This is a genomic window from Chitinibacter sp. FCG-7, from assembly GCF_040047665.1.
Taxonomy (GTDB): Bacteria; Pseudomonadota; Gammaproteobacteria; order Burkholderiales; family Chitinibacteraceae; genus Chitinibacter; species Chitinibacter mangrovi.
In genome coordinates this window covers 1,688,908-1,712,202 of sequence record NZ_CP157355.1, presented here as the reverse complement: position 1 = coordinate 1,712,202, position 23,295 = coordinate 1,688,908, and the positions used below count along the sequence as shown (strand labels likewise).

Below are 23,295 nucleotides of genomic sequence, written 5' to 3'. Positions count from 1 at the left end.
CCTCGTCTTGCCCAAGGCTGCGGCCTGCCACATCAAATATTTCAAAAATTGATATGGATTTATCATGGGCAACTACGTTCAATTGTTGTCTGCGCGCGTTAATTTAATTGCGTCTGCAGATACTTGGATCGAAGGCGATGCCATCGCCCAGCTCCAAAACACCGCCAAACTCCCCGGTATGCACTACGTTTCCGGCATGCCGGATTTACACCCCGGTCGCGGCTATCCGGTTGGTGCGGCATTTTTCTCTACTGAATATATTTATCCGGCGCTGATCGGTGGCGACATTGGATGCGGTATGGCGCTCTGGCAAACCAATCTGGACACCAGAAAAGTCAGCCATAGCAAGCTGGATAAAAAAATCGGCAATATCGATGGCCCTTTGTGCGACGAGGCACAGGGCGAAGAATGGCAGGCGCTGATTGCCAGCCAATTACCCGCCGAGATTGGTTTCCGGCCAGCGCTGGGTACGATTGGTGGTGGCAATCACTTTGCCGAATTGCAGTGCTTTGACGAGATTCACGATGTTGAAGCATTTGCGGCCTTGGGGCTGAACAAAGCGCAGCTGCAACTGTTGGTGCACAGCGGTTCGCGCGGGCTGGGGCAGCATATTTTGCGCCAGCATATCGATCAGCACGGCCATCAGGGTTTGCTGGCCGATTCAAATGAATGCCGGGCGTATCTGGCCGAGCATGATCAGGCCGTGCGTTTTGCTGAAGTCAATCGACTCCTGATTGCGCAACGCATTCTGGCCAAACTGGGCACGGATGGCGCGCAGATTCTGGATGTAAACCACAATCTGGTGCTGCCAGCGCAAATGCACGGCCAGCCAGGCTGGATACACCGCAAAGGTGCGACGCCTGCCGATCAAGGTGCGGTGGTGATTCCCGGTTCGCGCGGCGATTACAGCTATCTGGTTCAGCCGATGGCGAGTGACCTTAGCCTGCAATCGCTCGCGCATGGCGCGGGACGAAAATGGATGCGCAGCGAGTGCAAAGGGCGTTTAAGTAGCCGTTATACCGTGGCGCAACTGAGCCGCACCAAATTGGGTAGCCAGGTAATTTGCGCTGATCGCGTGCTAATTTACGAGGAAGCGCCGGAGGCCTACAAACCGGCCAGCAATATCATTGCTACCTTGGTCGGCGCAGGGTTGGTCAACGTGATTGCGCGGCTCAAGCCGGTACTCACCTACAAAACGCGTGGGGAGTGCTGCGAATGAGTTTATGTCAAATCTCCGCCGCGCAAGGCCCGCTGGAATGCCAGCTGGCGGTCGCCAAAGCGCTCAGCAGCATCATTGAAGAGGCCGCACAGCGCAAGCTGGTGCTGGATCTGCTGGAGCAAGAAGCGGGCGACAAAGTCGGCACCTTGCGCTCGGTGTTGCTCAGTATTGATGGCGAAGGCGCAGAGCAATTGATTGCGCAATGGGAAGGCACGATTCAGTGGATTTGCGCCAGCCCGTATCGCCCCCGGCATCTGCGTAAAAACTGGTTTATTGGCGTGTTTCGCTGCGCCATGCCAGCGAGCGATCTGGCGGGTGAAATCCGCTTTGAAACCACTCGTTCTTCCGGCCCTGGCGGGCAGCATGTCAATAAAACCGAATCGGCAGTGCGCGCCACGCACATCGCCAGCGGCATTACGGTGAAAGTGCAAACCGAGCGCAGCCAGCACGCCAATAAACGGCTGGCCGAGCAACTGATTGCCTATCGCCTAGCTTGCCGCGCCGCCGACGAAATGGGAGCACAGCGTGCTGAGCGACGCCTGCAGCATTACCAGCTAGAACGCGGTAGCCCGAAACGGGTTTTCAAGGGCGAGCAATTTATTGAAAACTTAGCCTGATTGGGTATTGCCATACAGGTCTTATTTAATATGGCTTTTATGGCAATACCCGTAGGTAAAAGATCGGGAGTGAAGCAATGGCACAAAAATCAGAGCGCACCAAAGTGCTGTTTATTTGCAGCCGCAATCAGTGGCGCAGCCCGACGGCCGAGCAGCATTGGCGCAAGCATCCAAAGCTGCTGACGCGCTCGGCGGGCACAAGCCCGAATGCGCGGCATACGGTGTCGGTCGATGATATTCGCTGGGCGGATGTGATTTTGGTGATGGAAGAAAAGCACCAATCCCGGCTGCGCGCGCAATTTACGCGCTTATTGAGTAACAAGTCGATTCATGTACTCGATATTCCCGATGATTATCAGTTTATGGATCCGGAGCTAATTGAATTGTTGGAGCAGTCGCTGGTTAGCATCATTGACCTTGGCTGAGCGATGTCACCCGAATTTCGACATCATCATCCACAGGCGTTTGCGTGATGTTGACCGGCAGGAATTGCTCAATAACGTCGATATTACTCAGCAAATGCGCCGACACATGCGTGGTAGTAAATCGGCCTGATCCGGCTAGCGCCAAAGCCAGCACCAGTTGATCAGCCAGAAATTCGTCCACTGCCGCGCCGCTGTGCAGGTAATGTTGCGCCTGATTGGCCACTTGCTTGCCCACCGCTTCGGCGCTGACGCCTTTTTCGCCAAAGCTGGTGAACATTTCCGTGATATTTTCATGCTCGATTTCAATCAGCACCGCATTGCCGGGGCCTTGATCGTTGCTGAGTCCGCGTATCGCAGTGCTGACGCCAGCGATTTTTTGCTCGATTTCGGCCAGTTCACGCTGCGCGACTTTGGCTGGAACGCCAGCAATCAGCGCCGTGGCGCTGATTTGGCGCAAAGCGCCGCGCTGACACAAATCAAAGCCCTGCAATGATTGGCATGGTGACACCGTTGCCGCGATTTCACCGCCGCCCGCCGGATAAAAGCCGTGCCGATTCAGCGTGATTTCTTGCTGCACACCCATACGCGCCATCAGCGGCTGCCAGACGCGAATTAGAAAATCGGCTGGCGGCGCGGCTTTATTGTGCGTCCCGCCGGAGACGGTCACGCTGCTTGGTGCATCCGCAAACGTCGGTTTAGCAAACCATAGTGCAGGCAATATGGTTTGGAGCACCAGCGTGCAGCTTCCCGCCGTACCAATCGCAAAATGGTAATCGCCAGCGCGAATCGCGCCGGGCTTGAAGCTGAGTGAGGTTGAGCCGATTTGGGCCCCCGTCATCTGCGCACCGCAAATCGCTGCCGCCGCTTCAACCGCTGTTAAATGCTGGCGTAGCAAGCCGGGCTTGGGGCGCTTGGCGCGGATATTTTTAATCTGAAATGCTTGACCTGTGATCATCGAGAGCGTCAGCGCGCTACGCAAAATCTGGCCACCGCCTTCGCCGCTAGCGCCATCGATTTCAATGGATATATTTTTCATTTCTCTTCATTTTTTCAATTGAATATTACTTTAATCGTGTTGGCGTATACGCAAATGGCGTTCTTTGGCAGTTTTCTGTTTTTTGATTTTCGGCCATTGCATCGCCCAATGCGGAGATTGCAGGGATACGGGAGCCGCTGTGCTGAAATCATGAAGTAGTTTCCAGGCCAACACGTCAGCAAGTGGTTTGGCGCAGCGAAATAGTCTCCCTTCCTTTCCCATTAGCAATTGCCCTTGATGATCAAATTCGACAAAATCAGCCGTCCCCAGATCATGAGTTCCTTGTGCTGTTTGCACGCTGAAGCATTTATGCAATTGGGCTTTTTGGTATGGTTGCCGGCTCTTTTGTGTTTCACATATCAGTGTCACATTGCTCTGCGCATTGGTTTTTTTCCAGAGTGTGTCTGTTGGCCAACCATAATGTGTTAGTTGATCAAGCCTCCGGTTAATGGGGTGCCAGCCCTGTTTTAACTGTAAATCCAGCGGCAAATTGTGGCCGTGGTAGCCATGCTCTTGCTCTCGGATTTTTATTGATGCTTGTGTCCGGGTGTATTCCTGCTTAATCCAGCTGTGATGCAAACCAAGATTAAGTGCTCCTTCTTGGGTAAATTGGCCTCCTCCGCAATATACCGGATGTGGCCAGAGCTGCAGGGCGGTTAGAAAAGGGGGTCGGCAAATCGCTGTCCAAGTGGTTGAACCTAGTTCCTTCAGTGATCGCAGAGCATCTTTTCTGGCCATGTACACCAGTAATTCACCATCGTCAGATAAATCACTGACGGACTCATAAATTCGCCCGCGAAACCATTGCCCATGTTCAAACTGGTCGTTCCGCAAATCCCATTTAATCAATTGCACCCATTTGCTCGGCCCTCTTCGCAACAACACGGCTGTATCAGCATTCCGAGCCAATTTAATGGCAAGGTGGCAGGATGGTCTCATTGCTTCAGGTGTGCTTGCTTGCATTACATTTCCTTGATCTTTGAATGAGCACTTGTGGTTTCGAGGAGTTACCCCTTCACACACACCACCTGACGCAGCGTATGCACGACTTCGACCAGATCGGATTGCGCGGCCATCACAGCGTCAATGTCTTTGTACGCCATCGGAATTTCATCGATCACGTCGGCGTCTTTTCGGCATTCGACGTGTGCCGTGGCTTTGATCTGGTCTTCGACGGTAAACAGTTTCTGCGCCTTGGTACGGCTCATCGTGCGACCTGCACCGTGGCTGCATGAACAGAATGATTCTTCATTTCCTAGCCCGCGCACGATAAAGCTTTTCGCACCCATCGAACCCGGAATAATTCCCAGCTGGCCTTTCTGAGCTGACACCGCACCTTTGCGCGTCACCAGTACTTCGCTCCCGAAATGCGTTTCTTTCTGCACATAGTTATGGTGGCAGTTCACCGCTTCCACGTCGGCGGCAAAGGGTTTGGTGATGATTTTGCGCGCGGCAGCGATGACGTTTTGCATCATCACCAGACGGTTGCGACGCGCGAAATCCTGCGCCCAACCCACGGCTTCGACGTAGTCGTCAAAATGTTGGCTACCTTCGGTAAAGTAAGCCAGATCGCGGTGCGGCAGGTTGGCGATGTGTGATCGCATATCGGCCTGCGCCAGCTCGATAAAGTGCGTTCCAATCGCATTTCCCACGCCGCGCGAGCCCGAGTGCAACATAAACCAGACGCGGTTTTCTTCATCCAGACACACCTCGATAAAGTGGTTTCCCGTTCCCAAAGTCCCCAGGTGCTTATGGTTATTGGTGTTTTTCAAGCGCGGGTATTTATCGGTAATGCGCTTGAAGCCTTCATGCAATTCGCCCCACATCGCGTCGACTGTCGCAGGTGGCGTATCCCACGAACCTTTATCGCGGCCCGCGCGGCTATTGGTGCGACCATGCGGTACAGCGGCTTCAATCGCGCTACGCAATCCGGCCAGATTGTCAGGCAAATCGCTGGCTGTCAGCGTGGTGCGCGCCGCCATCATTCCACAGCCAATATCCACGCCGACCGCCGCCGGAATAATCGCGCCGTGCGTGGGAATCACGCTACCGATGGTCGAACCCTTTCCCAGATGCACGTCGGGCATGACGGCCAGATGTTTAAAAATAAACGGCATTTTGGCGGTGTTGATCAGTTGCTCGCGCGCTTCGTCTTCAACAGGGACGCCTTGGGTCCACAGTTTGATGGGTTTACCGTTTTTAACTTCCAGAATATCAAACTTGCTCATGATCTTTCCTTTGTAGGGGTATATTGTTGTAGCTTATTGTGAGTAATGCCTGTGTGGATATACCCCTAAGACCCTAGCTTGATCATGCCGTTGAGCAATTGATCAAATCCCCCAAATACCGAGATTTTGTCTATCCGTTCGGCTAGTTTTTCCAGCGTTTCCAGCTCTTTCAGCCGTAGCGCGGTTGGGTTGTCTTCCATCACTTTCGCGGTATTGAGTAGCGAACGCGTCGCACCGGTTTCTTCGCGGCGGCGGATCACATTGGCCTGTGCGGCTTTTTCAGCCTCGACCACTTGCGCCAGCAGCGTTTTCATTTCTCCGGGCAGCACGATGTCTTTCACGCCCACGCTGTGAACGCACAGCCCCAATCCGGCCAGTCGGGTGCGCATATGTGCAACGACGACATCATCAATCAGTTGCTTGTTTTCCAGCAATTCGTCCAGCGTGCGGGTGCCTACCGCAGCGCGCAAGCCAAACTGCAATTCGCGGTACAGAAAATCCACAGGCTTGGGCAGTTGGGTAAACGCCAGCTCGATATCGGTGAACTGCCAGTTGGCCGCCAGATTGAGCCGCAAGGAGACTTTGTCCCGGGTCAGGATTTCCTGCCCGCTGACTTCGACGGTTTGCTGGCGGGTATCGACCAGCTCAACCGTCAGCTCGCGGCCAAAACGCCAGAAGCCATAACGCCCCGGCTTGAGCTGGCGCTGAAATTGGCCATTGATATGCAGCAGGCCGATATGGCTTTCCGGCACTTGTACCTGCAGCACGGTATTGTTGTTACGGATAGTTTTGGCGCGCAGCGCGGCCTGAGTCAGCGTTGCCAGCACCGCAGGCGACAATTCAAATTGCGTACGCAAATCAATCCGTTCAAAAGTCTGTGGCGCGGCGGCTTTCCAGTACAGCTGGCGTGAGCCGGGCAGCAGGATTTCAGCCAGCACGCCGTTTTCATAGCGCAGCGCCGCTTCGTGGTCGGCCAGCTCGATACGCTGGAAATGCGTCTCGACCAGCGCGGCCTCATTGCGGCACAGATAATCGGCCAGCGAGTGGGTAAAGGCGGCCTCGTCGAGCGAAAAGGTCAGCAAGGTATAGCGTTTGGGCCAGTTCCACAGATGAAATTCACCGGGCTCCAGCAGTTTTTGTACATCCCCGTTGCGCAGCAACAGGCCACGTTCGTTCTTTTTAACTTGAAAGCGTTGCCACATTTTTATTCTCCTTGTTTGAATCCCGGCTGCAGCGCAGTGCGGATGTGCGGTTGACCTACGCATGGGCAGGAGCAAGGGGAGCCGCCCAGTATTGCGGCATTTCCTGTTGTTCCCGCTGATGCGCGGAGAACCGGACACCGGCGGCATTGCTGCGGTGGCTCAGTGAGCCACACCGGGTACTGCGTTATTACGTTCAATAAGCCCTTGCAGGCGTGGAGCGGGAGTCGAACCCGCTTGCTCGGCCATTGGGCCGATGCTCTACCGTTGAGCCATCCAGAGGTGGTGAACCGGGAATCGAACCCGGATAACGCAATCCATTGCCATCACCGTCATGCAGGAGATCATCGGGCGGTATACCCACTGGCAAAATGCCAGCAGTACCGGAGCGGGGTGGGAGCCGCTGCCTGTTGCCGGTCTGAGCCGATCTGCATGCCTAATGAATAGCAACGGCTGTGCCAATCTGGATTTCTGGATGTTTAATTTATTCAAGCTGATGATTTTTAATGAAAATATTTGTATTGATCTGGATTTTTATGGAAATTTCGGATGGGGTTGATCTGATAATAGCGATATAATCAGATCGTTATTTATCTAAAAAGATAAACTTATGAAGCGCACAGTGGTGTTTGGCTTTGTTGGCACGGTATTGGATTTTGCCGGGCGGGGTAGTCAGCGTTGGGAGAAATGGCGGCCAACAATCGGTTTGTGCCAGCACGATGATTTGCTGATCAGCCGGATCGAGTTGCTGCACGATAGCCGCAGCAAAAGCCTGTTCGAGCGCCTGAAGCAGGATATTGCGCAGGTGTCGCCCGAAACCGAGGTGGTGAGTGTTGAGGTGAATCTAAGCGATCCGTGGGATTTCGAGGAGGTGTACGCCTGCCTGCACGATTTTGGGCGCAGCTATGCGTTTGATGTTGAGATGGAGGATTATCTGATCCACATTACTACCGGCACGCACGTGGCGCAGATTGGCTGGTTTCTGCTGGCCGAGGCGCGTTATTTTCCTGCGCGGCTGGTGCAGACTTCGCCGCCGCGCAAGCGCGAAACCGATGGCGTAGCGGGCAAATACACGCTGATTGATCTGGATTTGTCGCGTTATAACAAGATCGCCAGCCGCTTTGCCCAAGTGCGCGACGAAGCCGTGTCGTTTTTGAAATCGGGCATTGCCACGCGCAACCCGCGCTTTAACCGGATGATCGAGCAGATCGAGCGTGTTGCCATCCGCTCGAAAGCGCCGATTTTGCTTTGCGGGCCAACGGGTGCGGGCAAATCGTTTCTGGCGCGGCGGATTTACGAAATGAAGGTCGCGCGCCATCAAATCAGCGGGCGTTTTGTCGAGGTCAATTGCGCCACGCTGCGCGGCGATAGCGCGATGTCGACTTTGTTCGGGCATGTGAAAGGCGCATTTACCGGCGCACAAACCGAGCGCGCAGGCTTGCTGCGCAGCGCTGACGGCGGGCTGCTGTTTCTGGACGAGATTGGCGAGCTGGGGCTGGACGAGCAAGCCATGCTGCTCAAAGCCATCGAGGAAAAGCGCTTTTTCCCGTTTGGTAGTGACAAGGAAGTCGCCAGCGATTTTCAGCTGATTGCTGGGACGGTGCGCGATTTGAAGCAGTGGGTGGCAGAAGGTAAATTTCGCGAGGATTTATACGCGCGGATTAATTTGTGGCTGTATGAGCTGCCGGGGCTGGCCGAGCGTGCCGAAGATCTGGCGCCCAATCTGGATTTTGAATTGCTTCGCTTTGCCAAAGAGCACGGCGAGCAAGTACGGTTTAATTCGGAGGCTCGACAGCGTTTTCTGAAATTTGCCGCTTCATCAGACGCGAAATGGTCGGGCAATTTTCGCGAGCTGTCGGCCGCGGTGACGCGGATGGCGACACTGGCGGAAAATGGTCGCATCACGCTGACGCAGGCCGATGAGGAAATCGACCGGCTGCGCCTGTCCTGGCAAGTTAGCTCGCCGAGCGTGATTGATGAGCTGCTGGGTGAGCGCGCCAGCGAGCTTGACCTATTTGACCGGCTGCAACTCGAGCGAGTGATTCAGGTGTGCCAGGCCGCCGATTCGCTCTCTGACGCCGGGCGGCGCTTGTTCAATATATCGCGACAGGAAAAAGCCAAAAGCAACGACGCCGACCGCTTGCGCAAATATCTGACGCGGTTTGGGCTGGATTGGGCGAGCGTGAAAGAGGCTTATTTTCATTAGCTTTACTTCAGCATAAGGGTAATGATTTTCCAATCAGTTGCAATGAATTACTGAATGAATATGGCACTTATTGTGTAATGCCGTTCACTTGAGCTTGCTGAATGGCAGGATCTGTCTTGATGTATATGTATTACTGATTTCTTTGATGGCAATCTATGGTTTGAGCTGCGGAGCCTCAAAAGGCCACCAGATATTTGTAAAAAAAAAACCTCAATTTCTAGTAAAGAAATTGAGGTTTTTTCTGAAGTAAATGGCATTGATTTACTTAATAGAGGTGGGTTTTACACAGTAAAACCACCATCAATACTTAAGCTCGCACCGGTGATGTAGCCTGCTTCCGGCCCTGCAAGATAAGCAACAAAGCTAGCAATTTCGTCGGCCTGGCCGTATCGCCCTAGCGCCATTGAAGCCTTCAACTGCGTCGCAGTTTCACTATCCGCAGGATTCATTTCGGTATCAACCGGGCCAGGCTGAACATTATTCACGGTAATTTTGCGTGGACCTAGATCACGCGCCATCCCTTTGGTCAAACCGACTAGCGCTGATTTACTCATGGCGTAGATTGAGCCGCCCGCAATCGGGATGCGGTCAGCGTTGATACTGCCAATATTGATAATCCGCCCCCCCTCGCTCATATGGCGAGCGGCTTCTTGGCTGGCCACAAAAATACTGCGTACATTGATTGCCAGTGTGCGGTCGAGGTCTTCTAGTGTGAGCTCTTCCAGCGGGCCCCAAACCAGCACGCCAGCGCTATTGACCAGAATATCCAGTGCGCCAAAATGCTTTACGGTTTGGCGAATGGCCTGCTGCAATGCATTTGAGTCAGCGCTATCGGCCTGAATAGCCAAGGCTTTACCACCCGCTTGTACAATTTCAGCAACGGCTTGTTCGGCTTTTGCGGCAGAAGACACATAGGTGAATGCGACCGCAGCGCCTTCGCGCGCTAGGCGCTTAACGATAGCTGCACCGATACCACGTGAGCCGCCCTGCACAAAAGCGACTTTACCTTGCAGATGATTGGTATTTTCCATTTGAAACTCCTTTTTGAGGCTTGAATATAGATAAATTTAAAATGATTAATTTGAACTTGGATGATCTTAACTAATCACAATCAAGGGTCATTTTTCTGATTACCAACGCTACTTCAGCGAGTGCAAAATAAAAGAGCAAGCCAGCTATCTATCACTGGAATCAAGTCATTTCCATTTAAATGCAGTGCCGTAAACAGAAGTTACAGTGAGCTTAATGGCTGGCGATTAAATCAGGATTAAGAGCCTGAATAAAATACCCCTTCAGATATCAGGTGTTTGGGGCTCCACTGGGAATGGCTCGGGCTCAACAGAGCCTAGCGTTCGCCTTGGTCAGCGCAGGTCGTGCCAACTCAATCGTCAGACTTTTCCAATCCGCATATGGATAGGCCAACTGATGGTGCGCTGGGTATTGGCATCTCCCCAAAGCGTTGCCATTTCCTCGGCGAAGTTCAGCAAAATATGCGCTTGACCCGCGTGTCCAGCATGAGTGACGGCTGACCAAGTTGTGATGTAGCCCAAAAACTCACGCAAATTCCAGTTTTTTTCAATCGCTAGCGAGGGGGCTAAGATGGCTGCAAAAGGGAAGTCGATTGTCGCGTAACCGCTATCGACTAACTTTCGCTCAGCTGGCCAGTAGGGGGCGATTTCATGCCAGTAGAAATACTTAAAACGCTCGTCCAGCTCGGCCTCAAGTTGGAGTACACCATAGCTTAGCAAACTGATAACGCCTTCAGGTTTCATGACTCGACGAACTTCACCATAGAACGCTGGCAGATCAAACCAATGTGCGGCTTGAGCTGCAGTGAGCAGGCTGACCGATTGCGTTGGTAATGGCAGCTTTTCGGCTGGGGCGCACTGATACTCAATTCGTGGATGAGCAATGGCATTCGTCAGCTGATTGGCACTAGGGTCTACGCCGAGCACAGCATCAAAGTAATTGGCCAATTGCGCGGTCAGTTGACCATTCCCACAGCCCACATCGACTGCGAGCGTATGATCACAAACCACCGAAGCGAGAAACTTAGCCAGCGCAATTGGGTAGTCTGGTCGGTAACGCGCGTAGGCTTCTCCGCCTTGCTCAAACCAGTTTTGCGCTAAGTTAGACTGCATATTTAAATCCGGTTATTGGACTGAATTTCTTGGGAAGCTCAACTGCGCAATCAAACCACCTTCTTCACGCTCAAGTAGCTGAAACTGGCCGTGATAGCGCTGTGTAATTGCCTCGACAATCGAAAGCCCCAGGCCACTACCTTGGCCTTTGCCGCTACGCCAGAACCGCTGAACTGCTTGCTGGCGCTCCAATTCGGACATGCCCGATCCTTCATCTTCGACACGGAAAGTCACGCGTTCTTGATCGGCGCTCAGATGTAGCAACACCGCACCCGCTGAGTAGCGCAAGGCGTTGTCGACCAGATTGCGTAGCGCCGTTGCCGCTAAGGCTGACGGGATGGCTAACTGGGCCGATTTGCTGGCATCTACGATTGAGATGCGTTTTCGCTCGTTAGCGGGGATCATTTGCATCACTAAATCACACACAGTAGACGTACTACTGTCATTTTCTTGTGTCGCTGTATCGCTGCCTTCGACCTGCGCCAGCGTGAGTAATTGATTGAGCATATTTTGCATTCGAGCAACGCCTTCTTCCGCATGCCCAAGCGCGACATCCTGTTCTTGATCATGGGCGAGCCGCGCAACTTGCAAATGCGTTTTAATTGCCGTGAGTGGGCTGCGCAGCTCATGCGCGGCATTGCCGGTAAAACTACGCTCGCGTGCAATTAGATGTTGAATCCGTTCCAATAGGCCGTTCATGGTGGCAATCAAGGGTTTCAGTTCACTGGGAACCGCCGTTTCAGGCAGTTTTTGCCCTGAAGCCGGATTGCGTTGTGAGAGTGCACGGCGGATCGACTCTAATGGCGCCAGCCCCTGACGGATACCTAGCCACAAAGCGATCAGACTGCCCAGCACTGCGATCAGGAATGGAATGGCTGCCGCCAGAATCATGCCGTTTTGCAGTGTATGGCGGGTTGAAATCCGGTCTGCTGTCGTAATGCGCAGACCATCGTGCTCAAGGGTATAGCTCCGCCAGGCTTGTCCATCAATGATTTGCGTGTGATACCCCGTCTTCGGCTGGGCGATTTCTGGTGGGCTTGTTGCTGTTCGGGCGATCACTTTTCCTCTGAGCAGACTTACTTCACAGGCCAATCCTTCTTGAGTTAAGACATTGAGAATATTTGTGCTGGCGCTGGGGGAGGTGTTTCTTGCAAATTCTGTCGCAATGCCGGCGACCAGTTTGGCAGATGAAACGAGGTGTTTGTCCAGGGTTTGGTTCAATTCTTTGCGTAGCTCCAGCATCATCCAAGTTGATGCGCCGCCCCACAGCAAAGTGAGTGATAAGCTCAGGATAATCAGCAGGCGTAAGCGTAAACTCAAAGCTCTGCCTCCCCTAAGCGATAGCCCAATCCCCGCACTGTTTTGATGATATTAGGGCCTAATTTTTTCGTAAATTATGCAAATGTACATTGAGCGCATTGCTTTCAATCTCGTCATCCATGCCATACAGGCTGTCTTTAACCTGATCTGGTGTGAGAATATGATTGGGTTTGTTGAGGAAGGCCTGTAATAACAGCAACTCGCGGCGGGATAATTCTATTGGTTCGCCACCGAGGGTGACTTGAAACGAAACCGGGTCAAAACTAAGCTCACCGTGCTGTAGTAGCGAAACGCTGCGACCAGCTACGCGGCGCTGTAAGGCCTGCAAACGCGCCACTAATTCACCTAGGTCAAACGGCTTAATCAAGTAATCATCGGCACCCGCTTGCAATCCGGTAATACGGTTTTCAATCGCATCACGCGCGGTCAGAATCAACACGGGCAAATCATACCCGGCTTGGCGCCAACGCTTGAGTACAGAGAGGCCATCGTCATCTGGCAAGCCTAAATCGAGCACTGCGACATCAAAATGACCCACTGCCAACGCTTGTGTGGCAGCGCTTGCGGTTGTAAAGCCATCGACCGTCATGGCGTGTAAATGCAGGCCAGAACGAATGCCACTGGCAATCAGTTCGTCGTCTTCAATTAATAACACATGCATTGTGAGCTTCACCGCAAAAAATAAACCGGGCATTGGATAACGCCCGGTTGTTAATCATCATTGATACTGTAACAGCGCTGGATCAGTCGTCGCTTGTTCGGCCAAACCAGTGATGGCTGGTAATTCGGATAAACGCGGCATACCTACTTTCACTTGCAATTTACCCTGGGCATCTTTCCAGATCATGCCCGGTGTTGCTGCGATATTGAATTGCCCCATTAATTGCGCATGACTGCGAATTTGCTCCGCAATTTCAGGCTGACTTTCTGCACTATATTCCGCCTTGGCAGCCCATGGTTTGCCATGATCGAGCGCCAACTGAGCAAACGCAGCAGGCTTGTCTGCGGCACTCATCACTTCAATGGCTTTTGTCATGCTGGTAGGCCCAAGGATAGCAACTTGTAACCAGCGGACTTGCAAACCCACTTTTTCATATGGTTGTAAGGCTTTCCAAACCCTGTGGCAATAGGGGCAATTGGCATCGGTAAAAGCGTAAATAATCTTTTTCGGGTTTTCCAATTCGCCCTCTGCAATATAGGCTGATTGCTCTAAGGTACTATAGAGCGCAGTAAAATCCGGTTTTGGAACAAACTGGGCTTCATGTTCTGCTGACAGATTTTTACCCTCTTCGCTGATTAGCATGCCAGCTAACAAAGTTTCCCCGTCTTGAGTGGTATACGCAATCGAATGCTGGCCTGCTTGGGATAAAACCCACCCCGTCAAACCGGAAGGGGCGGGGAAAGAACGAACAACTTCCAGCATGCCTTGCTCTACGTCTGCTTGAATCACCCGAGGATATTGAGGCTCCTTGTCAGCCGAGTTCAAATAAACGTCTCCGCCGATGATTGAGAGCAGGAGTAGGCTGGTGCCAGCAATGGCAGACTTGGAGCGCAGCAACGGGCTTGCGTTAAAGTTGGGCATCCTATGTCCTTTATTGGCGTGTTGCACGCGTTAGCGATTGCAGAAATGTTTCGGCATTTTGAAACCCGATGACACGACTTTGGGGTATTTCCTGGCCTTGTTGATTAAAGAAAATGATGCCTGGTGGGCCGAATAGATTAAAACGTTTCAGCAATGCTTTATCGTCGGCATTGTTAGCGGTAACGTCCGCTTTCAACAATAACATCGTGCCTAATTGTTGCTGCACACGCGGGTCGATAAAAGTGCGCTTTTCCATTTCGATACATGACACGCACCAGTCGGCATAAAAATCGAGCATCACGATCTTATTCGGCGAGCTAGCGAGGATGGCATCCAGTTCAGCCAGCGATTTCACCGGAGTAAATGGTAATTTTTGCGAGCTTCCCTGTGAGCTGAGATGAGCCAATGGGGCAAGTGCATCCCGCCCACCTGTGGCAACACCAAACAATTGTATTAAGCCAATCAGCGCAAAAATCAGCGCCACTATTTTGCTCTTTGCCCCGCCTGTCCAAACCAAATACCCGGCGTAACTCAGTGTCAGCGTTGCCCACGCAAGCATATTCACCACGGCAGGAAGAATGGAGTAAACCATCCACAGCGCAGTGGCCAGCATTAAAACGCCGAAGAAACGCTTCACTGCATCCATCCATGCGCCAGCGCGTGGTAATAAAGTACCTGCTGAAGCGCCGAGCAATAACAGCGGAATACTCATCCCCACTGCCATAGCAAACAAGGCACTGCCACCAATCACGACATCACGGGTTTGGCTGATATAGAGCAAAGAGCCCGCCAGCGGAGCCGCCACACAAGGCCCGACGATGAGTGCCGATAAAGCGCCCATGGTAAAGACACCCAAGTATTTGCGATTTGGATGATGGCCCGACATGCTGCTGAGCTTGCTTTGGATCGACGCAGGCATTTGTAATTGATACACACCAAACATCGATAGAGATAACAGCACCAACAAAATCGCAAATGCACTCAGCACCCAAGGGTTTTGCAGATTGGCCGCCAGTCCTTCACCTGCTAGACCTGCGGCGACACCTAATAGGGTATAAACCAGCGCCATACCCAAGGCGTAGATCGCGGACAGCGCCAAACCGCGGCGACGGGATTGTTTTGCAGTATCGCCAATAATAATGGACGACAAAATGGGCATCATCGGCAATACACAAGGCGTGAACGCCAAGCCCAGTCCAATGAGTAGAAATAAGGGCAGAATCGTCAGTAATTCTCCGCTATTGAGCGATGCCGCAATTTTGCCTAAGTCATCGGCTGGTAATTGCTCTGGGTTGCTGTCCGCCGTTAGCTTGGCAGGATCGAGCCGAACGCTGGCCTCCTGTGGTGGATAACATAAACCTGCATCTGCACATCCCTGGCTAATTGCCGTTAAGTTAAATGGTGCTGATGCCTTGACCGGAATACGGATCACGACCGATTGCCGGTGTGCCTCGACATCCTTCGCAAAAGTCTCGTCAAATTTCACCTGCCCGGCTGGAATGGCTGGTTTGCCCAGCGTTGCACCGGTTGCAGTAAATTTAAACTGCTCTTGATACATGTAGTAGCCATCTGCAATGTCATATCTGACCTCGGCTGTATTGGCATCGATTAACTTTGCCGAGAATTTAAATGCTTGTTCAGGGGGCAAAAAATTGGGGCTGGCCCACGCTGGCAGAGCCAGGCCCAGCAAGATGATGAACTGCGTAATCCATATTTTAATCATGAATGTCTCACTCAAACGGGCTAAGGTTTCGGGCGTAAGGCTTCGATACTTCGAGCCAGTGTTGCAGATGACACTTCACCTGCCCGACGCTCAATCAATTGGCCTTGGGCGTTGAAAAATAGTGTTGTTGGATAGGCGACGCTGCTCGTGGACTTGCTCAGCTGCATTTCCGGGTCGACCAAGACATTATTTAACTTGAGCTGGTTGGTACTGAGATAGCGTTTGATCAGCTCGGCTGATTCGCCCTGATTGGCAAAAACAAACATCACGTCTTGGTTATTGATTTGCGCATCACGAAGTACGGGCATTTCACGATGGCAAGGCGGGCACCAGGAAGCCCAAAGATTGATAACGACAGGTTTGCCTTTGAGCGTTGGCAAACTCACGCTCGTCCCATCTAGCGCAACGAGGCTGAGATTAGGAATTGGCGGCTCTGATGTGAATTGCTTTGCCAAAAACGAGCCGCCAAACCACAGTAAGACGCCGCTTAAAACCGCCAATATCAGTGGCTTTCGTTGATTTGCATGGCGCCAGGCTAACCAGGCGGTAACCAGCAAGACGGTTGCAATACCTGCTGCTGCACTAAAACCACCATCGCGGATATTGATAATACTGAGTGGTGCAGCCTGATATTGAGCGAAGTACATCGCAACAAAAGCAAGTCGTGCCGCCACTAAGCCGAGTAACAATACGATCCAAAGCTGAGATTCAATATTGATTTTATTGGTTCGTGCAGCCCAATGAGCTACAGCAAGGCTGGCAAAAATCGCGGCTAACAAGATAACAAGCGCCATGGGTAGAGCCATGGGGCCAAGATTGACTGTATGCATTTTGCGCAACTGAATGAGGAAATTACAGCGAGCTTAATGCAAGGCGATTAACTCAGGATTAAGAGTGATGGCCCAAGATCCCGGCTGATTCCGAGGCATGGTTTTGTCTGCAGAAGCATGAAGGTTGAATTGATCTCAGCTTCAGAACCCTATCCATGCCTATCGCTGCATGCGGGGTCTTGAGTTTGGTGATGCTTGTGCGCGGAAAAACAAAAAGCCCCAACCGAAGTTGAGGCTTTTTACTTAATTCGTGTGGGTCGGGAGGGATTCGAACCCTCGACCAACGGATTAAAAGTCCGCTGCTCTACCGACTGAGCTACCGACCCAGAGGTCTTGTATTTGGCGATGGTGGGTCGGGAGGGATTCGAACCCTCGACCAACGGATTAAAAGTCCGCTGCTCTACCGACTGAGCTACCGACCCGCGTCGTCACATACAGAGATGCGCATTATAAGGTTATTTTTGCGGCTGTCAACGATTAATCTGCAGAAATTTTGCGCTGCTTTGGCATTATGCCACGCGACTATGCGCACTGGCTCGCGGTAAACTACTGCCACATTGTGGAAAAAAGGAAAAATCATGCGGATTTTGCATACGATGTTGCGCGTTGGTGATCTGGAGCGCTCGATTGCGTTTTACACCGAGGTGCTGGGGATGAGTTTATTGCGGCGCAAGGATTATCCGGAGGGGCGCTTTACGCTGGCCTTTGTTGGTTATGGCGCAGAGGCGGAACAAGCCGTGCTGGAGTTGACCCACAACTGGGATACGCCGGCTTACGACTTGGGCACCGGCTATGGCCATATTGCGCTGGAAACCGACGATATTGTGGCCACCTGCGAGGCGGTACGCGCCAAGGGGGGCAAAGTAATCCGTGAGCCGGGGCCGATGAAACATGGCACGACGGTGATTGCTTTTGTCGAAGACCCGGATGGCTACAAAATCGAATTTATCCAGCCTTGATGGGTATGTCTCTGAGTGTATTGCTGGACGTTGCCTCTAGCCATATACCTTAATGTGGTATTTCGTAGGTGAATATTTAATGATGTTTAAATCTGCTTTACTCCTGCTGGCGCTGCTGCCCGGCGTGGCAATGGCGGCGGGGCTGGATGGCAGCAGCATGTCGCTGACCTGGGTGATTCCGTTTGCCGGCCTATTGCTGTCAATTGCGCTGTTTCCGATTTTTGCACCGCATTTCTGGCACGAAAATTTTGGTAAGGTCGCGGCCTTCTGGGGCGCTTTGTTTGTGCTGCCATTTGCGCTATACGCCGGTGCCGGGCCAACAATCGGCGTGATTGCCCATGCGATTCTGGAAGAATACATCCCCTTTATCTTGATTCTGTTTGCGCTATACACCGTGTCGGGCGGGATTCTGGTCTGGGGCAATCTGCATGGCTCGCCCAAGCTCAATACCGGTATTCTGGCTTTGGGCACCGTGCTGGCCTCATTGATGGGGACGACGGGCGCGGCCATGCTGCTGATCCGGCCGATTCTGAAAGCCAACGATAATCGGGTGCACAATGTGCATGTGGTGGTGTTTTTTATTTTCCTCGTCGCTAACGTCGGCGGTGGTTTAACGCCGCTGGGCGATCCGCCTTTGTTTCTGGGCTTTTTGAAAGGCGTGGATTTCATGTGGACTGTCGAGCATATGGCAGGCCCGGTGTTGCTGATGAGCGCGCTGCTGCTGGCGATGTTTTACGCGATAGACAGCTACTACTTCAACAAAGAAGGCGTGTTGCCCAAAGACAAAACGCCGGATAGCGCTTTGAAAATCTACGGCAAACGCAATTTTTTCCTGCTGGGGGCCATTATTGCGCTGGTGGTGATGTCCGGCATCTGGAAGCCGGGTGTGAGCTTTGAAGTGCTGGGTTCGCATCTGCAATTGCAAAACCTGGTTCGCGATTTTGGCCTGCTGTTGATCGGCTTGCTCTCGCTCAAGATCACCCCGGCACAAGTCCGTGCGGGCAATGATTTTAACTGGGGGCCGATTCTGGAAGTGGCCAAGCTGTTTGCCGGGATATTTATTGCCATGGCACCGGCGATTGCCATTTTGAAGGCGGGCCCGGATGGTGCGATGGCCAGCTTGGTCAAGCTGGTTAGCTACGCCGATGGTACGCCGCATGACGCGATGTATTTCTGGATGACCGGTTTGCTATCGGCCTTTCTGGATAATGCCCCAACGTATCTGGTGTTCTTTAATCTGGCGCACGGCGACGCCGCGCATATGATGGGGCCGATGGCGACGACTTTGCTGGCCATTTCCTGCGGCTCGGTCTTTATGGGCGCGATGAGTTATATCGGTAATGCGCCCAACTTCATGGTTAAAGCCGTGGCGGAAGATCGTGGCATCAAAATGCCAAGCTTCTTTGGCTATATGGCCTGGTCGGTTTGCCTATTACTGCCGGTCTGCGTGGTGATGACGATGGTGTTTTTCCACTACTAAGCGTTTTAACGGCTTAGTCCGCTCTAATAATGCTCAGTCAAGCCCACCAGCCATGGTGGGCTTTTTTTATGCTCGGCAATACTACCTTGCCAAGTTGCAATTTTAATTCGTATTCTACGACAGCAATCGCAGTGAAATTTGTAAACGATAGAGTGGGCGGCTTGTGGGGGCTTTTCGTGCGTCAGGCTTGCTGCTGCGTTTGCCCCTAACTATGCAGCAATCGCGATTGTGCAATTTTGGCAGGATGAGTTTTGGCGCAATTTGTTGTATCCGGTGGCAAAAGACGCCACTGGCCAAGTAATAAAATTACAGAAATAGCCCGGATTTTTGCGCTGTATCAAGCATTCGGGCTTCTGGGGCCTAAAAGCCGACGCAGGATTTGATTTGTATCAGTAGCGGCCAGCCAGCACTCCGTATACTGGCTTCATCGGGTGAAGGGAAAGCAAGCAAAAGCCTTTTACCCAGCAATCACAAACACAACCCATATAAGAGGTGTTACCGTGGCTCAACCGTTATCTCCAAGCGTATTAGATAGAATGCACCGCTATTTCCAAGCGGCGAACTATTTGTCTGTTGGTCAAATTTACTTGCTCGACAACCCAATGCTGAAATTGCCGCTGAAACGCGAGCACATCAAGCCACGTTTGTTGGGCCACTGGGGTACTACACCTGGTTTGAACTTCATTTTCGCTCACGCCAACCGCATCATTACCGAGCGTGAAGTCAACATGATCTACATCACCGGCCCTGGCCATGGTGGTCCTGGTTTCGTTGCGAATACTTGGTTGGAAGGATCTTACGAAGAGTTCTTCCCAAGCATCGACCGTACTGAAGCAGGTATGCAACGCCTGTTCAAACAATTCTCTTTCCCACGCGGCATCCCATCGCACGTAGCACCTGAAACGCCAGGTTCTATGCACGAAGGTGGTGAGTTGGGTTACTCAGTATCACACGCTTACGGCGCGGCTTTGGACAATCCAGACCAAGTGGTGATCGCTGTAGTGGGTGACGGTGAAGCTGAAACTGGCCCATTGGCTGCTTCTTGGCACTCAACTAAATACATCCACCCGATCAATGACGGTTTTGTATTGCCAATCTTGCACCTGAACGGCTACAAAATTGCCAACCCAACGCTTCTTGCCCGTATGGACAAAGAAGAAGTGACTGCATTGTTCACGGGTTACGGCTACGAGCCAATCTTCGTTGAATTGACCAACGAAACCTTCAACGACAAGCCAGAAACATTCGTGCAAATCCACCAAGACATGGCTGCGGCAATGGACTTGTGTATGGACAAATTCGCTGCAATCCGCGCCGCTGCGATTGCTGAAAAAGACGCTGGCAAACCAATCACTCGCCCACGTTGGCCAATGATTGTAATGCGCACGCCAAAAGGCTGGACTGGCCCGAAAGAAATCAAAGGGAAGAAAGTTGAGGATTACTGGCGCAGCCACCAAGTGCCATTCTCTGATATCGATGGAGAGAATGTGATCAACTTGGAAAACTGGATGCGTTCATACAATGTAGACACATTGTTCAATGCTGATGGTTCTGTCAAAGAAGACATCGTGTCATTGGCACCAAAAGGCATCAAACGGATCGGCTCTAACCCAGTCGTACACGGCCAAGTGTCTAAAGACCTGAAAATGCCAGACTTCCGTAACTACGAAGTGAAGTTTGCCAAACCAGGTACTGAAAACGCTGAAATGACTCGCGTGATGGGCAACTTCCTGGCCGACATCATGAAAGAGAACGAAGCTGAGAAAAACTTCCGCATCTTCGGCCCAGATGAAACTGCATCGAATCGCTGGAATGCTACGATTGAGTACTCTGGTAAAACTTGGTTGGCTAACCACTTTGAAGTGGACGGCGTGAACAAGAATGACAACCTGCAACAAGATGGCCGCGTAATGGAAATCTTGTCTGAGCACACTTGCCAAGGTTGGCTCGAAGCGTACAACTTGACTGGTCGTCACGGTTTCTTTAGCTGCTACGAAGCGTTCATCCACGTGATCGATTCAATGTTTAACCAGCACGCTAAATGGCTGAAAACAACTCGTCACATCAACTGGCGCAAACCGATTCCATCGTTGAACTACTTGTTGACTTCACACGTATGGCGTCAAGACCACAACGGCTTCTCTCACCAGGATCCAGGCTTTATCGATCACGTGGTGAACAAAAAAGCTGAAGTGATCCGCGTTTACTTGCCAGCTGATGCGAACACCTTGTTGTCTGTAACTGACCACGTATTGCGTTCACGTCACTATGTGAACGTGGTCGTAGCCGGTAAACAGCCAGCGCTGCAATACCTGACTATGGACCAAGCGATCAAACACGCAACTAAAGGTCTGGGTATCTGGGATTGGGCATCAAACGATCAAGACGGCGAGCCAGATGTAGTGATGGCGTGTGCGGGTGAAATCCCAACGATGGAAGCTTTGGCTGCAACTGATATGCTGCGTCAACACTTCCCAGATCTGAAAATCCGCTTCGTTAACGTTTGCGATTTGATGACGTTGCAACCTGAAGAAGAGCACCCACACGGCTTGTCAGACCGCGAATTCGACGCGATCTTCACGACTGACAAACCAGTGATGTTTGCCTTCCACGGCTACCCATGGTTGATCCACCGTCTGACTTACCGCCGTAACGGCCACGCTAACATCCATGCTCGTGGTTACATCGAAGAAGGTTCTACTTCGACGCCGTTCGACATGGTTGTGGTGAACCAGCTGGATCGCTTCAACCTGGCTATCGACGTGATCGACCGTGTACCTAAACTGCAAAAAATCGGTGCACATGTTCGTCAGAAACTGACCGACAAACTGGTTGAACACGCTCAGTACATCGCGAAATACGGCGATGACATGCCAGAAGTGAAAGACTGGAAATGGCCTTACTGATCATACGGCGGGTTACGCTACGCTAACCTGCCCTACGGATAGGATCATCCAGAATAGAGAAACCCGCGTTGAATCATCAGCGCGGGTTTTTTTTGGTCTGCATTCCCCGTAAACTATGCCTTTACAAGGTCGTACCCCGGCAGTAGATGAACAAAAGTTTTGTTCCAAGGCCACTCCGCCACGCAAGGCGGGACTGCGTGGGCGATTTTGCTGTTGTACTCACAAAGAGATGATTCGTGAATAAAGTTCCCAGCTCCTCATTGCAAGCCCTGATCCAGATCGCCCGCGAAGTGGCCGCGAGCGAGATTATGCCGCGCTATCAAAAAGTAGTGGCCGAACTCAAACACGACGGCAGCCTGTTCACCGAAGCCGATCTGGCCGCGCAAACCGCCTTGCAGCGCCTGCTGCCCCAGCTGGTTGATTGCCCGGTACTGGGCGAAGAAATGAGCCAGAGCGAGCAGGAAGCGCTGTGGCATGCGCATCCGGCCGGGCTGTGGATTGTCGATCCGATTGATGGCACCAGCAATTTCGCGCATGGCCTGCCCTACTTTGCCGTCTCAATTGCCTTGTATCGCGAGCATCGACCGGTGCTGGGCGTGGTGTATATCCCGGTGCTGGATGAATGCTTTGCCGCCGAAGCCGGGCAGGGCGCGTGGCTCAATAGCGAGCGTCTGCCGCTGCTGGGTGATGATAAAGTGCTCAAGCACGCGATGGCGTCGATTGAAACCAAATGGCTGTCGGGCCATCTGGCGACGCGCGTCGTCACCGTCAACCCCTATCACAGCCACCGCAATTTTGGCGCATCGACCATCGACTGGTGCTGGCTGGCGGCCGGGCGCACCGATGTGATGCTGCACGGTGCGCAAAAGCTGTGGGATTATGCGGCGGGCGTGCTGATTCTGCTTGAATCGGGCGGCCAGGTCGGCGCGCTGTTTCACGATGATTACTGGGATGAAAATCCGTGGCACCGCAGCGCCATCGCCGCACGAACGCCCAGCCTGTTTACCAGTTGGATGGCGTGGGTGCAGAAAAATAAGTAGGGTATAGGCTTGAGGGTCTTGTTGGGTATGCTGTCTGGCTCTATACCCTTTGAATTGCAAATTCCATTCTATTTACGGACTTCAGCGATTTGACTGGGCAAGCGCTGTGTGTGCGCCACAGACGCTGGCAGTTTATTTCTTTTTGTGTTTCAGCTGTTCGACTTCCTGCTTGTCCAGATAGCGCTGCGCGGCAGCTTCGCGGCCGGTTTGTTTGCGCTGGCTCAGTGCTTCGTTCAGCGCTTTGCGCCGCTGCGCATTGATCAGCTCGTCTTCCATATGCCCGGCTTCCTGCATCGCCTGTTTGAGTGCCTTGGCATCCTGCTTGGCTTGATTAATGCCCATGCTGTTCTCCTTTAGCGCGATTGTAGCAAATCTGACCGTAGC

General features: G+C 52.4%; 21 protein-coding genes and 2 tRNA genes. 9 read left to right on the top strand and 14 right to left on the bottom strand.

Annotated elements, in window-relative coordinates:
• Nucleotides 1–64: 64 nt before the first annotated feature.
• The 3 genes from ABHF33_RS08145 to ABHF33_RS08135 all read left to right on the top strand — a co-directional run bounded on the left by ABHF33_RS08145 (nucleotide 65) and on the right by ABHF33_RS08135 (nucleotide 2,261).
• Nucleotides 65–1,219 carry an RNA ligase RtcB family protein gene (locus ABHF33_RS08145; protein WP_348946497.1) on the top strand — a complete coding sequence of 385 codons (1,155 nt, stop codon included), beginning with the start codon at nucleotides 65–67 and terminating at the stop codon, nucleotides 1,217–1,219.
• On the top strand, nucleotides 1,216–1,836 hold the full coding sequence (prfH, locus tag ABHF33_RS08140) for a peptide chain release factor H (RefSeq protein ID WP_348946496.1): 621 nt from the start codon (nucleotides 1,216–1,218) through the stop codon (nucleotides 1,834–1,836). The genes ABHF33_RS08145 and prfH overlap by 4 nt, the downstream gene beginning before the upstream one ends.
• 77 nt (nucleotides 1,837–1,913) lie before the next feature.
• The gene (locus ABHF33_RS08135; protein ID WP_348946494.1) at nucleotides 1,914–2,261 is read left to right on the top strand and encodes a low molecular weight protein tyrosine phosphatase family protein; all 348 of its coding nucleotides are present in this window, start codon (nucleotides 1,914–1,916) and stop codon (nucleotides 2,259–2,261) included.
• Here ABHF33_RS08135 and rtcA read toward each other — a convergent pair.
• The 4 genes from rtcA to ABHF33_RS08115 all read right to left on the bottom strand — a co-directional run bounded on the left by rtcA (nucleotide 2,245) and on the right by ABHF33_RS08115 (nucleotide 6,727).
• Complete coding sequence (gene rtcA / locus ABHF33_RS08130) at nucleotides 2,245–3,297, bottom strand: RNA 3'-terminal phosphate cyclase (RefSeq protein WP_348946493.1); 1,053 nt, start codon at nucleotides 3,295–3,297, stop codon at nucleotides 2,245–2,247. The two genes, ABHF33_RS08135 and rtcA, sit on opposite strands and share 17 nt — an antisense overlap.
• A gap of 30 nt (nucleotides 3,298–3,327) precedes the next feature.
• The gene (locus ABHF33_RS08125; protein WP_348946492.1) at nucleotides 3,328–4,260 is read right to left on the bottom strand and encodes a hypothetical protein; all 933 of its coding nucleotides are present in this window, start codon (nucleotides 4,258–4,260) and stop codon (nucleotides 3,328–3,330) included.
• Nucleotides 4,261–4,304: 44 nt separating this feature from the next.
• Nucleotides 4,305–5,525, bottom strand: coding sequence for an RtcB family protein (locus ABHF33_RS08120; protein ID WP_348946491.1), 1,221 nt, complete (start codon nucleotides 5,523–5,525; stop codon nucleotides 4,305–4,307).
• Between the two features lie 65 nt (nucleotides 5,526–5,590).
• Nucleotides 5,591–6,727 (bottom strand): slipin family protein, encoded by a 1,137-nt coding sequence (locus tag ABHF33_RS08115; protein ID WP_348946490.1) that lies wholly within the window; start codon nucleotides 6,725–6,727, stop codon nucleotides 5,591–5,593.
• Between the two features lie 331 nt (nucleotides 6,728–7,058).
• Between ABHF33_RS08115 and ABHF33_RS08110 the strand changes: the two genes are divergently transcribed.
• Both ABHF33_RS08110 and rtcR read left to right on the top strand, forming a co-directional pair.
• Nucleotides 7,059–7,283, top strand: coding sequence for a hypothetical protein (locus ABHF33_RS08110; protein ID WP_348946489.1), 225 nt, complete (start codon nucleotides 7,059–7,061; stop codon nucleotides 7,281–7,283).
• A 51-nt stretch (nucleotides 7,284–7,334) separates the two neighbouring features.
• Nucleotides 7,335–8,930, top strand: a complete 1,596-nt coding sequence (gene rtcR, locus ABHF33_RS08105; protein ID WP_348946488.1) for an RNA repair transcriptional activator RtcR — start codon at nucleotides 7,335–7,337, stop codon at nucleotides 8,928–8,930.
• A 281-nt stretch (nucleotides 8,931–9,211) separates the two neighbouring features.
• On the opposite strand, the gene ABHF33_RS08100 is transcribed toward rtcR, so the two are convergent.
• From ABHF33_RS08100 to ABHF33_RS08060, 9 genes are all read right to left on the bottom strand, one after another.
• Nucleotides 9,212–9,961 (bottom strand): 3-oxoacyl-ACP reductase family protein, encoded by a 750-nt coding sequence (locus ABHF33_RS08100; protein ID WP_348946487.1) that lies wholly within the window; start codon nucleotides 9,959–9,961, stop codon nucleotides 9,212–9,214.
• A gap of 357 nt (nucleotides 9,962–10,318) precedes the next feature.
• Entirely contained in the window at nucleotides 10,319–11,071 is a 753-nt protein-coding gene (locus ABHF33_RS08095) for a class I SAM-dependent methyltransferase (protein WP_348946486.1), read from the bottom strand.
• A 12-nt stretch (nucleotides 11,072–11,083) separates the two neighbouring features.
• Complete coding sequence (locus ABHF33_RS08090; RefSeq protein ID WP_348946485.1) at nucleotides 11,084–12,391, bottom strand: ATP-binding protein; 1,308 nt, start codon at nucleotides 12,389–12,391, stop codon at nucleotides 11,084–11,086.
• 58 nt (nucleotides 12,392–12,449) lie between these two features.
• Complete coding sequence (locus ABHF33_RS08085; protein ID WP_348946484.1) at nucleotides 12,450–13,085, bottom strand: response regulator; 636 nt, start codon at nucleotides 13,083–13,085, stop codon at nucleotides 12,450–12,452.
• A 24-nt stretch (nucleotides 13,086–13,109) separates the two neighbouring features.
• The gene (gene dsbG, locus ABHF33_RS08080; RefSeq protein ID WP_348946483.1) at nucleotides 13,110–13,973 is read right to left on the bottom strand and encodes a thiol:disulfide interchange protein DsbG; all 864 of its coding nucleotides are present in this window, start codon (nucleotides 13,971–13,973) and stop codon (nucleotides 13,110–13,112) included.
• 10 nt (nucleotides 13,974–13,983) lie between these two features.
• Nucleotides 13,984–15,696 (bottom strand): protein-disulfide reductase DsbD, encoded by a 1,713-nt coding sequence (gene dsbD / locus ABHF33_RS08075; RefSeq protein ID WP_348946482.1) that lies wholly within the window; start codon nucleotides 15,694–15,696, stop codon nucleotides 13,984–13,986.
• 20 nt (nucleotides 15,697–15,716) lie between these two features.
• On the bottom strand, nucleotides 15,717–16,526 hold the full coding sequence (locus tag ABHF33_RS08070; RefSeq protein WP_348946617.1) for a TlpA disulfide reductase family protein: 810 nt from the start codon (nucleotides 16,524–16,526) through the stop codon (nucleotides 15,717–15,719).
• A 253-nt stretch (nucleotides 16,527–16,779) separates the two neighbouring features.
• A tRNA-Lys gene (locus ABHF33_RS08065) sits at nucleotides 16,780–16,852 on the bottom strand.
• Nucleotides 16,853–16,872: 20 nt separating this feature from the next.
• A tRNA-Lys gene (locus ABHF33_RS08060) sits at nucleotides 16,873–16,948 on the bottom strand.
• A gap of 156 nt (nucleotides 16,949–17,104) precedes the next feature.
• On the opposite strand from ABHF33_RS08060, the gene gloA reads away from it, so the two are divergent.
• From gloA to ABHF33_RS08040, 4 genes are all read left to right on the top strand, one after another.
• A complete protein-coding gene (gloA, locus tag ABHF33_RS08055; RefSeq protein WP_348946481.1) occupies nucleotides 17,105–17,485 on the top strand; it encodes a lactoylglutathione lyase in 381 nt (126 codons plus the stop codon).
• A 79-nt stretch (nucleotides 17,486–17,564) separates the two neighbouring features.
• The gene (locus ABHF33_RS08050; protein WP_348946480.1) at nucleotides 17,565–18,965 is read left to right on the top strand and encodes a sodium:proton antiporter; all 1,401 of its coding nucleotides are present in this window, start codon (nucleotides 17,565–17,567) and stop codon (nucleotides 18,963–18,965) included.
• A 431-nt stretch (nucleotides 18,966–19,396) separates the two neighbouring features.
• Entirely contained in the window at nucleotides 19,397–21,871 is a 2,475-nt protein-coding gene (locus ABHF33_RS08045) for a phosphoketolase family protein (RefSeq protein ID WP_348946479.1), read from the top strand.
• Between the two features lie 269 nt (nucleotides 21,872–22,140).
• Nucleotides 22,141–22,911, top strand: coding sequence for an inositol monophosphatase family protein (locus tag ABHF33_RS08040; protein ID WP_348946615.1), 771 nt, complete (start codon nucleotides 22,141–22,143; stop codon nucleotides 22,909–22,911).
• Nucleotides 22,912–23,043: 132 nt separating this feature from the next.
• Here ABHF33_RS08040 and ABHF33_RS08035 read toward each other — a convergent pair whose 3' ends face one another.
• The gene (locus ABHF33_RS08035) at nucleotides 23,044–23,253 is read right to left on the bottom strand and encodes a hypothetical protein (protein WP_348946478.1); all 210 of its coding nucleotides are present in this window, start codon (nucleotides 23,251–23,253) and stop codon (nucleotides 23,044–23,046) included.
• Nucleotides 23,254–23,295: the final 42 nt, after the last annotated feature.

Excerpts from the sequence above, each read along its gene's own strand:
- dsbD (WP_348946482.1), bottom strand. The coding sequence starts at position 15,696 with ATGATTAAAATATGGATTACGCAGTTCATCATCTTGCTGGGCCTGGCT.
- ABHF33_RS08110 (WP_348946489.1), top strand. The coding sequence starts at position 7,059 with ATGCAGGAGATCATCGGGCGGTATACCCACTGGCAAAATGCCAGCAGT.
- ABHF33_RS08035 (WP_348946478.1), bottom strand. The coding sequence starts at position 23,253 with ATGGGCATTAATCAAGCCAAGCAGGATGCCAAGGCACTCAAACAGGCG.
- ABHF33_RS08050 (WP_348946480.1), top strand. The coding sequence starts at position 17,565 with ATGATGTTTAAATCTGCTTTACTCCTGCTGGCGCTGCTGCCCGGCGTG.
- ABHF33_RS08085 (WP_348946484.1), bottom strand. The coding sequence starts at position 13,085 with ATGCCCGGTTTATTTTTTGCGGTGAAGCTCACAATGCATGTGTTATTA.
- ABHF33_RS08135 (WP_348946494.1), top strand. The coding sequence starts at position 1,914 with ATGGCACAAAAATCAGAGCGCACCAAAGTGCTGTTTATTTGCAGCCGC.
- rtcA (WP_348946493.1), bottom strand. The coding sequence starts at position 3,297 with ATGAAAAATATATCCATTGAAATCGATGGCGCTAGCGGCGAAGGCGGT.
- ABHF33_RS08115 (WP_348946490.1), bottom strand. The coding sequence starts at position 6,727 with ATGTGGCAACGCTTTCAAGTTAAAAAGAACGAACGTGGCCTGTTGCTG.
- prfH (WP_348946496.1), top strand. The coding sequence starts at position 1,216 with ATGAGTTTATGTCAAATCTCCGCCGCGCAAGGCCCGCTGGAATGCCAG.
- ABHF33_RS08120 (WP_348946491.1), bottom strand. The coding sequence starts at position 5,525 with ATGAGCAAGTTTGATATTCTGGAAGTTAAAAACGGTAAACCCATCAAA.
- ABHF33_RS08125 (WP_348946492.1), bottom strand. The coding sequence starts at position 4,260 with ATGCAAGCAAGCACACCTGAAGCAATGAGACCATCCTGCCACCTTGCC.
- ABHF33_RS08070 (WP_348946617.1), bottom strand. The coding sequence starts at position 16,526 with ATGCATACAGTCAATCTTGGCCCCATGGCTCTACCCATGGCGCTTGTT.
- ABHF33_RS08145 (WP_348946497.1), top strand. The coding sequence starts at position 65 with ATGGGCAACTACGTTCAATTGTTGTCTGCGCGCGTTAATTTAATTGCG.
- ABHF33_RS08100 (WP_348946487.1), bottom strand. The coding sequence starts at position 9,961 with ATGGAAAATACCAATCATCTGCAAGGTAAAGTCGCTTTTGTGCAGGGC.
- ABHF33_RS08095 (WP_348946486.1), bottom strand. The coding sequence starts at position 11,071 with ATGCAGTCTAACTTAGCGCAAAACTGGTTTGAGCAAGGCGGAGAAGCC.
- rtcR (WP_348946488.1), top strand. The coding sequence starts at position 7,335 with ATGAAGCGCACAGTGGTGTTTGGCTTTGTTGGCACGGTATTGGATTTT.
- dsbG (WP_348946483.1), bottom strand. The coding sequence starts at position 13,973 with ATGCCCAACTTTAACGCAAGCCCGTTGCTGCGCTCCAAGTCTGCCATT.
- gloA (WP_348946481.1), top strand. The coding sequence starts at position 17,105 with ATGCGGATTTTGCATACGATGTTGCGCGTTGGTGATCTGGAGCGCTCG.